This is a genomic window from Oleiphilus sp. HI0128 (genome assembly GCF_001635365.1).
Map to the genome: position 1 here is coordinate 1 of NZ_LWGG01000465.1, position 579 is coordinate 579.

Annotated in this window: 1 protein-coding gene; it reads right to left on the bottom strand. The window is 45.8% G+C overall.

Annotated features, from left to right (window positions below):
* Positions 1 to 579 (bottom strand): TonB-dependent receptor (locus A3763_RS05655; protein ID WP_197482793.1); only part of this gene is annotated, 579 nt, incomplete at both ends.

Below are 579 nucleotides of genomic sequence, written 5' to 3' on the forward strand. Positions count from 1 at the left end.
AAGCTTGCGGTATTCGGAAACCGTTTGCATAGCGAACATAGATATTCTGACTATCATCAAGACGGAAACTAAAACTCAGTTTAGGACTTAAGTGATTGAATGAAGGGTCATTATCGCTCGATGCCCGCGCATAACTCGACGATGCATATTGCCCGTCAGATAGATTATTCGTGTAATCAAAACGGCTGGAGTCGTAGCGAAGGCCGGCTTCTACTGTTAAGTGATCAGTAACACTAAATGCAGCACTGGTATAGGGTGACACGGCGAAGTAATTCACGTCGTAGTCATAAATAGAGCCCTCAGCGACACTACTTCCCCAGCCACTGGGCACATAGTCAAAGGTTTGCTCATAGCTTCGACTAGACTTGGTATATTCAAGGTCGGCTCCAAAAGTCCAGCGGAGGCTATCTAGGCTATAGTCGGCTTTGAACATGAGGCCAAGCGTTTTTTGCTGGCTATCATTCTCAGGAAGGTTTCCCTGCCAAGTTGCTACATACTGGTTCCGGTTTGTTCTCAAGTACGCAATGGTACTCAGTTCAATCTCGTCATTAAGTAAGTGCGTCCATTCTGTACTCAAAC